8 protein-coding genes are annotated in these 8,355 nt (G+C 67.6%); 4 read left to right on the top strand and 4 right to left on the bottom strand.

Translation table 11 applies throughout. The features are described from left to right. Both ACEN88_RS18920 and ACEN88_RS18915 read right to left on the bottom strand, forming a co-directional pair. Window positions 1-237: hypothetical protein (locus ACEN88_RS18920; RefSeq protein WP_413341992.1), on the bottom strand; the 237-nt coding region annotated here is incomplete at its 3' end. Window positions 238-351: 114 nt separating this feature from the next. Continuing rightward, on the bottom strand, window positions 352-1,353 hold the full coding sequence (locus ACEN88_RS18915; RefSeq protein ID WP_413341991.1) for a serine/threonine protein kinase: 1,002 nt from the start codon (window positions 1,351-1,353) through the stop codon (window positions 352-354). A gap of 78 nt (window positions 1,354-1,431) precedes the next feature. On the opposite strand from ACEN88_RS18915, the gene ACEN88_RS18910 reads away from it, so the two are divergent. Next, window positions 1,432-2,118 (top strand): UPF0149 family protein, encoded by a 687-nt coding sequence (locus tag ACEN88_RS18910; protein WP_413341989.1) that lies wholly within the window; start codon window positions 1,432-1,434, stop codon window positions 2,116-2,118. Between the two features lie 71 nt (window positions 2,119-2,189). Here ACEN88_RS18910 and ACEN88_RS18905 read toward each other — a convergent pair whose 3' ends face one another. Beyond that, window positions 2,190-3,305, bottom strand: coding sequence for an HPP family protein (locus ACEN88_RS18905; protein WP_413341988.1), 1,116 nt, complete (start codon window positions 3,303-3,305; stop codon window positions 2,190-2,192). A 260-nt stretch (window positions 3,306-3,565) separates the two neighbouring features. On the opposite strand from ACEN88_RS18905, the gene ACEN88_RS18900 reads away from it, so the two are divergent. The 3 genes from ACEN88_RS18900 (at window position 3,566) to ACEN88_RS18890 (ending at window position 6,719) form a co-directional block, all read left to right on the top strand. After that, complete coding sequence (locus tag ACEN88_RS18900; protein ID WP_156403887.1) at window positions 3,566-3,910, top strand: MarR family winged helix-turn-helix transcriptional regulator; 345 nt, start codon at window positions 3,566-3,568, stop codon at window positions 3,908-3,910. Between the two features lie 4 nt (window positions 3,911-3,914). Beyond that, a complete protein-coding gene (locus tag ACEN88_RS18895) occupies window positions 3,915-5,675 on the top strand; it encodes a chloride channel protein (RefSeq protein WP_413341986.1) in 1,761 nt (586 codons plus the stop codon). Between the two features lie 93 nt (window positions 5,676-5,768). Next, window positions 5,769-6,719, top strand: a complete 951-nt coding sequence (locus ACEN88_RS18890; protein ID WP_413341984.1) for an MBL fold metallo-hydrolase — start codon at window positions 5,769-5,771, stop codon at window positions 6,717-6,719. A 91-nt stretch (window positions 6,720-6,810) separates the two neighbouring features. Here the strand turns inward: ACEN88_RS18890 and ACEN88_RS18885 are convergent. Further along, window positions 6,811-8,355: ATP-binding protein (locus ACEN88_RS18885; protein ID WP_413341982.1), on the bottom strand; the 1,545-nt coding region annotated here is incomplete at its 5' end.

Here is an 8,355-nt window from a genome sequence, read left to right as displayed (position 1 = left end):
CTCCTCGGCCAGGCTGCGCGCACGCGCTTCCGCGTGGGCGCGGTTCTCCGCCGCCACCGCCGCCTTCGCTTCCGCCTCCACGCGCGCGATGCCTTCCTTGATCGCGCGCTGTTCCAGATGCTCGCGCTGTGGCTCGACCTGCGGCGCCACGTGGTCTTGCGCGGCGGGCATCAGGTCGATCGTGAAGTCGGCGTCGTCTTTCTGTGCGGATGGATCGGTGCGGTCGGCGTCGGTCATGGATGGCTCGTCAAGTGGCTTTTGCGGACCCGGGCGAGTCCGCACTTAATTATGCGACACGGTTCTGTTTCGTGTCACGCCGAGCTGAATCGTAAACCTCTGTCAATTCCAGCGTTAGACCGGGAACAACGGCGGTTCATCCATCAGCGCCACCTGCTCGCGCAATTCGAGGATGCGGTCTTGCCAGTACCGCTGGGTATTAAACCAGGGAAATGCCGCAGGGAACGCCGGATCGTCCCAGCGCATCGCCAGCCACGCCGAATAATGGATGAGCCGCAGCGTGCGCAGCGCCTCGACGAGGTACAGCTGGCGCGGATCGAATTCGCAGAAGTCTTCGTAGCCCGCCAGCACGTCGGCCAGCTGCCCCACCATCTCCTGGCGCTCGCCCGACAGCAGCATCCACAGGTCCTGCACGGCCGGGCCCATGCGGCTGTCGTCGAAGTCGACGAAGTGCGGACCGTCGCCCGTCCACAGCACGTTGCCCGCGTGGCAATCGCCGTGCAGGCGCAGCAGGGATAGTTGCCCGGCCCGGTCGTAGCAGCGCGCGACGCCGTCCAGGGCCTGGTCCAGCACGCTCGTATAAGCGGTCAGCAATTCGGGCGGGATGAAACCGTGGCCGATCAGCCAGGCGCGCGGCTCCCTGCCGAACGTGTCGAGGTCGAGCCGGGGCCGCTCCGCGAACGGCTTCACGGCGCCTACCGCGTGGATGCGGCCGATGAAGCGGCCGATCCATTCCAGCGTGGCCGGGTCGGACAGCTCCGGCGCGCGGCCGCCGCGGCTGGGGAAGACGGCGAAGCGGAAGCCGCCGTGCTCGTGCAGCGTGCGGCCGTCGAGGACGCAGGCCGGTACGACCGGGACTTCCTGGTCGGCCAGTTCCTGCACGAACGCGTGCTCTTCGAGGATGGCGGCATCGCTCCAGCGTCCGGGCCTGTAAAACTTCACGACGACGGGCTGGCCTTCTTCGCGGCCCACGCGGTACACACGGTTTTCGTAGCTGTTCAGCGCGAGCAGGCGGCCGTCGCCGCGCAGGCCCACACTGTCGACGGCATCGAGCACCATCGCCGGATCGAGACGCGAGAAGGGATGGCCGGAGGTGTTATCAGAGGGATTATCCATCCCGCCATTGTAAGGTTTTCGCCGGCCAGGAGGCGGAAGCGTTACACTGGCGCCTTCAACGCAAGGGAAACAGAAACAATGCAACTCGACCAGCCCCTCTCCGAAAAAGAATTCGACGACCTCGACAACTTCCTCCTGTCCGATCGCTGCTCCGACGACGCGATGACGATGGACACGCTGCACGGCTACCTGACCGCCATCGCGATCGGTCCGGAAACCATCATGCCGGCCGAATGGCTGCCGCGCGTGTGGGGCGAGGAAGGCGCCGTGCCCAAGTGGAAAAACCCGAAGGAAGAAGAACGCATCGTCAACCTGATCATGCGCTTCATGAACGAGGTGCTCGTCACCTTCGAGGTCGCGCCGAAGGAATTCGAGCCGCTGTACGTCGAGCACGACATCAACGGCGAGACGCTGATCGACGCCGAGGCGTGGTGCTGGGGTTTCTGGGAAGGCATGGAACTGCGTCCCGGCTCGTGGGAAGAAATCTGGGACTCGGAAGCGGGCCCGCTGATGCGCCCGATCTACCTGCTGGGCGCCGACGAGATCGACGAAAGCGAGCTGAAGGAAGTCGAGGACCCGAAGAAGGCACACAAGCTGGCGCTGGAGATCGAGGCCAACCTGCCGGGCATCCACCGCTTCTGGCTGCCGCGCCGCAAGGTCGCCGTCGAGACGGTGCGCCGCGACGAGCCCAAGGTCGGCCGCAACGACGACTGCCCGTGTGGCAGCGGCAAGAAATACAAAAAATGCTGCGGAGCCGATGACTAAGACCGGGGTCAGAGCCCGGTTTTAGGCAATTTCCCAAAATCGGGCTCTGACCCCGGTTTGTGCTGGCGCAATCAGGCCGCCTCCGCCAGGCGGCTTTCGAACAGCGCGGCCAGCAGGTCCGACTGGCTGACCACCCCCAGGAACACCGCCCGCTCGTCCACCACGGGAATGTGGTGCAACCCGCCGTTGCTCATCAGCGGCACGAGCGTGGCGATCGGTTCGTCCTTGCTGACGACCGCGACCTTCGTCGACATCAATTCCCCCACCGTCCCCGCCCGTTCCGGCCGCACGCCCAGCACGTGGGCGAACAGGCCGCGCAGGCGTTCGCCCACCGTCTGGTAATCGTCCAGGCCCGCATGGTGCAGGAAATCGCCCTGGCCGATGATGCCGGCCACGCGGTGCGACGCATCCAGCACCGGCAGCGCGTGCAGGTTGTGGTGGCGCAGCAGGCGCCACGCTTCGTCGAGCGGCATGGTCGGCGTGGCGGTCACGACGTCCTTCGACATGATCGCGCCGCAGTTCACCGTGCCGAAGCGGCGCGCGTAGGCGCGTTGCTCCGTCTGCAGCAGGATGTCTTCCAGGTCGTCGCGGCTGACGTCCAGCACCTGGCCGTAGCGGGCCAGCACGGCATCGAGGTCCTCGGCCGTAAAGCCCAGGCGCGCCATCGGGGCCGGATCGCGCGTCGCGTGCGCGGCCTGTTGCGCCGTGCGCAGCGCCGATTTCTGGTTGTGCGGATAGCGCCGGCCCGTCAGGTTGTTGAAGACGAGCGCCGCGAGCACGATCAGCGTGGAGTTCAGGCACACGGGCAGGAACGCGAACTCGAAGCCGGCCGCGTGGATGGCCGGGCCGCCGAGGACGGCCGTCAGCGCGACCGCGCCGCTGGGCGGGTGCAGGCAGCGCAGCAGGAACATCACGAAGATCGCGCAGGCACCCGCCAGCGGGGCCGCGAGGGCCGGGTTGGCGACGCTCTTGGCGCAAATGATGCCGATCAGCGCGGAAATCGTGTTCCCCCCGATCACCGACCACGGCTGGGCCAGCGGGCTGGCCGGCACGCAGAACAGCAGCACGGCCGATGCGCCCATCGGCGCGACGAGGGCCAGCGACCCGATGCCCGAGCCCCTGGTGAGCATGTCGCTGAGGATCGCCGTCACGAACAGTCCCACGAGGGCCCCTGCCACCGCGCGCATGCGTTCCCCGCGCGGCACTGTATTCGGTTGCGGTACGAACGAGCGCAACCATTCCAAACTGTGTTCCAGCATCATTCCTGTCGATTGTAAAAGAACGGCAACGCCGGGGCATCGCACGCTTTTGCTAAAAAAATGTATCACGTTATGATATATTATTTGGTTCCCGAAGCCAACGCCCCTTGCACAACAAGCCAGTGAAAGACGAATCTCCCCCGCTGTCCAAGACGGATTTCGCCGCATTGTCGGAATTCCGCTACCAGATGCGGCGCTACGAGCGCTTCTCCGAAAACGCCGTGCAGGCCGAGGGCATCACGCCGCTGCAATACCTGCTGCTCCTGCACATCAAGGGTTTTCCCGGACGCGAATGGGCCACCGTCGGCGATCTGGCCGAGCGCCTGCAGGCCAAGCAGCACGGCGTCGTCGCGCTCGTCACGCGCTGCGAGGCGGGCGAACTGGTCGTGCGCCGCACGAATGCCGAGGACCGGCGCCGTGTGGAAGTGCACCTGCTGCCCAAGGGCGAGGCGCTGTTGACGCGGCTGGCCGCCGTCCACCGCGCCGAGCTGCGCGCCCTGCAGGGCGTCTTTACTATTCCTAATCTTGCATAACAAAATGAAAACTGCCACGCACCCCTCCACGCCGCGGCGCGATTTTTCAGGCGACGCCAGCCTGATCCGCATCGCCGCCCTCGCCGCCGTCATCGGCGCGCTTAGCACGGTCGCCGCGCACGTCCTGCTGGCCATGATCCGCTTCTTCACGGACCTGTTCTTCTATGGGAAATTCTCGTTCGCCGAGCTGTCTCCCGCCGACAATACCCTGGGCCCGTGGGTCATCGGCATCCCCGTGATCGGCGGCCTGATCATCGGCCTGATCGCCCGCTACGGCACCGAGGCAATCCGCGGCCACGGCATTCCCGAAGCCATCGAGGCGATCCTGTTCAAGCGCAGCGCGATGTCGCCGAAGGTGGCCGTGCTGAAACCGGTGTCGTCGGGCATCGCGATCGGCAGCGGCGGCCCGTTCGGCGCGGAAGGGCCGATCATCATGACGGGCGGCGCGATCGGCTCGCTGATCGCCCAGCACTTCCACCTGACGGGCGGCGAGCGCAAATCGCTGCTCGTGGCCGGCGCCGTGGCCGGCATGACCGCCGTGTTCGGCACGCCGGTGGCCGCCGTGCTGATGGCCGTCGAGCTCCTGTTGTTCGAACTGCGTCCGCGCAGCCTGCTGCCGGTGGCGACCGCGTGCGCCGTGGCCGGCTTCCTGCGTCCGCTCGCGATCGGTTCCGGCGCGCTGTTCCCGGTCGCGACGGCTCCCGTCGCACCGATCGCCCTCCTCTCCTGCCTCGCGGCCGGCATCGCATGCGGCGCGCTCGCGTGGCTGATGTCGACGGCGCTGTACCGCGTCGAGGACGGCTTTCACCGCCTGCCGATCCACTGGATGTGGTGGCCGGCGCTGGGCGGTCTCGTCGTCGGCATCGGCGGCTACTTCGAGCCGCGCGCGCTGGGTGTCGGCTATGACGTCATCGGCGATCTGCTGCACAACCACATGGTGGCCAGTGCCATCGTCGGCCTGCTGGCGGTGAAACTGGTGATCTGGCTGATCGCGCTCGGTTCCGGCACGTCCGGCGGCGTGCTGGCCCCGCTGCTGATGCTCGGCGCGGGCCTCGGCGCCCTGCTGGGCCCGTACCTGCCGGGCGCCGAACCCGCGCTGTGGCCGCTCGTGTTCATGGCCGCCACGCTGGGCGGCATGATGCGCGCGCCCGTGATGGCCGTCGTGTTCGCGTTCGAGCTGACGCACGACGCCAACGCCCTGCTGCCGCTGCTGGCCGCCGCGGCCGGCGCCTACGGTTTCACGGTGCTGACGATGGGCCGCTCGATCCTGACGGAAAAGATCGCCCGCCGCGGCCACCACATCTACCGCGAATACGGTATCGACCCGCTCGAGCGCCACAGCGTGGCCGAGGTGATGAGCTCTGACGTCCACTACATCGATGCCGATGCCACGATCGGCGACGTCCTCGCCACGCAGTTCGGCCCGGGCCAGAAGCACCGCGGCTTTCCGGTCACGCGCGCCGGGCTCGTCGTTGGCATGGTCGAGCGCGACACCTTGAACGGCCACCCGCCGGCGCTGCGCGTCGGCGACCTGTTCGGCGCCAACCCGCCGCTCGTCGCCCTGCCCGGCGAAACGTGCCGCGCCGTGGCCACGCGCCTGGCCGTGCACGGCATCGAGCGCCTGCCGGTCGTCGCGCAGACGGGGCATGCGCAACTGCTGGGCGTCGTCAGCCGCAGCGACCTGATCAAGGCGAGTGCGACCTTGCACGACGAGGAACACGAGCGCCGCACGTTGCGCACCCTGCCGCTGGTGCGCCGTCCTTGAGATAAGGCAAGCAGGGTCCAGCGTGTTGCTGAACAATCATGTACGATAAGCAACGCGCGTTCGCGCGTTGTGTCACCTAGAGAGGATAAGAACATGATCAAAGCACTCAAGCACACCCTGCTCGCCGCCACCCTCGCCGCAGCCACCGTCGGCGCCCAGGCCGCCGCACCGATGGTCAAGACCCCGGCCCCCGGTTTCTTCCGCGTGATGCTGGGCGACGTCGAAATCACGCCGATCAGCGACGGCACCTTCGACTTGCCGATGGACCAGTTCATTCACCAGAAGCCGGAACTGACGCGCGCCGCCATCACGAAGAACTTCCTGAAGCTGCCCGTCGAGACCTCGGACAACGCCTTCCTGATCAACACCGGCAGCAAGCTGGTGCTGGTCGACACGGGCGCCGGCGCGCTGTTCGGCCCGACCGTCGGCAAGTTCGTCAACAACCTGAAGGCGGCAGGCTACCGCCCGGAGCAGATCGACGAAATCTACATCACCCACATGCACGGCGACCACGTCGGCGGCCTCGTCAACAATGGCCAGCGCGTGTTCCCGAACGCCGTCGTGCGCGCCGGCAAGGCCGATGCCGACTACTGGCTGAGCCAGGCGAACATGGACAAGGCCCCGGCCGACAAGAAGGATTTCTTCAAGGGTGCGATGGCGTCGATCAACCCGTACATCCAGGCCGGCAAGTTCAAGCCCATCGAGAAGGATGGCGAACTGGTCCCGGGCGTCTCCGCCCAGGCCGAGCATGGCCATACGCCCGGCCACACCGTGTACGCTGTCGAAAGCCGTGGCCAGAAGCTCGTGCTGATCGGCGACCTGATCCACCTGGCGTCCGTCCAGTTCGACAATCCGCAGGTGACGATCGCGTTCGACAGCGACGAGAAGGCGGCCGCAACGGCACGCAAGAAAGTGTTCGACGACGCGGCCAGGAACGGCTGGCTCGTGGGCGGCGCGCACCTGCAGTTCCCGGGTCTGGGTCATCTCCAGACGCAGGGCAAGGGATATCGCTGGGTGCCCGTCAACTACACCCAGATGCGCTGAACCGTCGTCCCTGCGAAGGCAGGGGCCCAAGTTTTACGTGCAGTGACCGCGCTCGCGAAGTGAGTCCCCGCCTGCGCGGGGACGATGTTGGTTAAGTTTCAATCCGCGCCAGCAGCGCGGCCAGCTCGTCCATGTCGACGGGCTTCACGAAGTGGTGATCAAAGCCCGCCTCGAACGCCGCGCGGCGGTCCTGTTCCTGGCCATATCCCGTGACGGCCACCAGCACGATGGCCCCCGTCTGTGCATCCGCGCGCAGGCGGCGGGCCAGTTCGTTGCCGTCCATGTCCGGTAAACCGATGTCCAGCAGCGCCACGTCCGGCCGCTGGTGCCGCGCCCGCTCCAGCGCGCGGTGCGAATCGTGTTCGACGTCGACCAGGTAGCCGCACGCTTCCAGCAGCATGCCCAGCGTGGCCGCCGCGTCGACGTTGTCGTCGACCACCAGCACGCGCAGCGGACGCCGCGTACCGTCCACTGTCCCGCCTGCGCCGGCACCGTCAGCGGCCGGCGCCAGGCGCGCCACCCCTTCCATCAGCGGCAGCGCCACCTCGAAGGTACTGCCCTGCCCCAGCCCCGGACTCGTGCAGGCGACGGTACCACCATGCAGCTCGACGAGGTTCTTGACGAGCGCCAGGCCGAGACCCAGCCCGCCCTGCGCGCGGTCGACCGAGCGCTCGCCCTGCGTGAACAGGTCGAACACGTGTCCCGTGAGCTCCGGTTCCATGCCGATGCCTTCGTCGTGCACCGTCAGCAGCAACCGGCCGCGCGCATCGTCGACCGTGGCCGCGACGTCGATGCGGCGGTCTTCCTGCGTGTACTTGGACGCGTTGTTCAGGAGGTTGGCGAGCACCTGCACGAGACGCGGCTTGTCGCCCAGCACCAGGGCATCGGGGTCGCCGATGCCGACGGCAAGGTGCTGGCGACGCGCCTCGAACATGGGGCGCACCTGCTCGATGGCCTCGTCGACGATGGCGCGGGCCGCCACGGGCGCGCGCGCGAGCGTGACGAGGCCGCGCGTGACGCGCGAGACGTCGAGCAGGTCGTCGATCAGCCCCGTCATGTGGCGCGCCTGGCGGCCGATGATGGCGCTGCTCTGGCGCACGCGGGCTTCGTCCAGGCGGCCGATGCGCAGCAGGTCGGCGGCCGCGCTGATCGGCGCCAGCGGATTGCGCAGTTCGTGCGCCAGCATTGCGAGGAATTCATCCTTGCGCCGGTCGGCGGCGCGCAGCTTGTCCTCGGCGGCCTTGCGCTCCGTGATGTCGCGGAAGAACGAGACGAGGCCGCCATCGGGCGTCGGATAGGCGCGTACTTCGCACCAGATCTCGACGCCGTCCGGCATGCGCTGGCGGTACTCGGCGGTACCGGCCACGCGGTCGCGCATCACGCGGCGGTACATGCGCCCCGCGTCGCTGTCGATCGCTTCCGGCCACACGTCCCAGTGGTTGCGGCCGATGAACCCGGCCGGATCCATGTGCGCGATGCGCAGCCCGGCGGGATTCATCTGCAGGACGGTCCAGTCGCGGTCGAGCAGCATGCAGCCTTCCGCGATCGTGTCGAGGATCGTGCGGCCGCGGTCGCGCTCCGCGCGCAGGGTGCCCTGCACGCGCGCCAGGTCGACGGCGGCCCGGATGCGCTCGGC

This window comes from Massilia sp. CT11-108, from assembly GCF_047302915.1.
Classification (GTDB): Bacteria; Pseudomonadota; Gammaproteobacteria; order Burkholderiales; family Burkholderiaceae_D; genus Telluria; species Telluria orientalis.
This window is presented reverse-complemented; position numbering and strand designations above follow the sequence as displayed.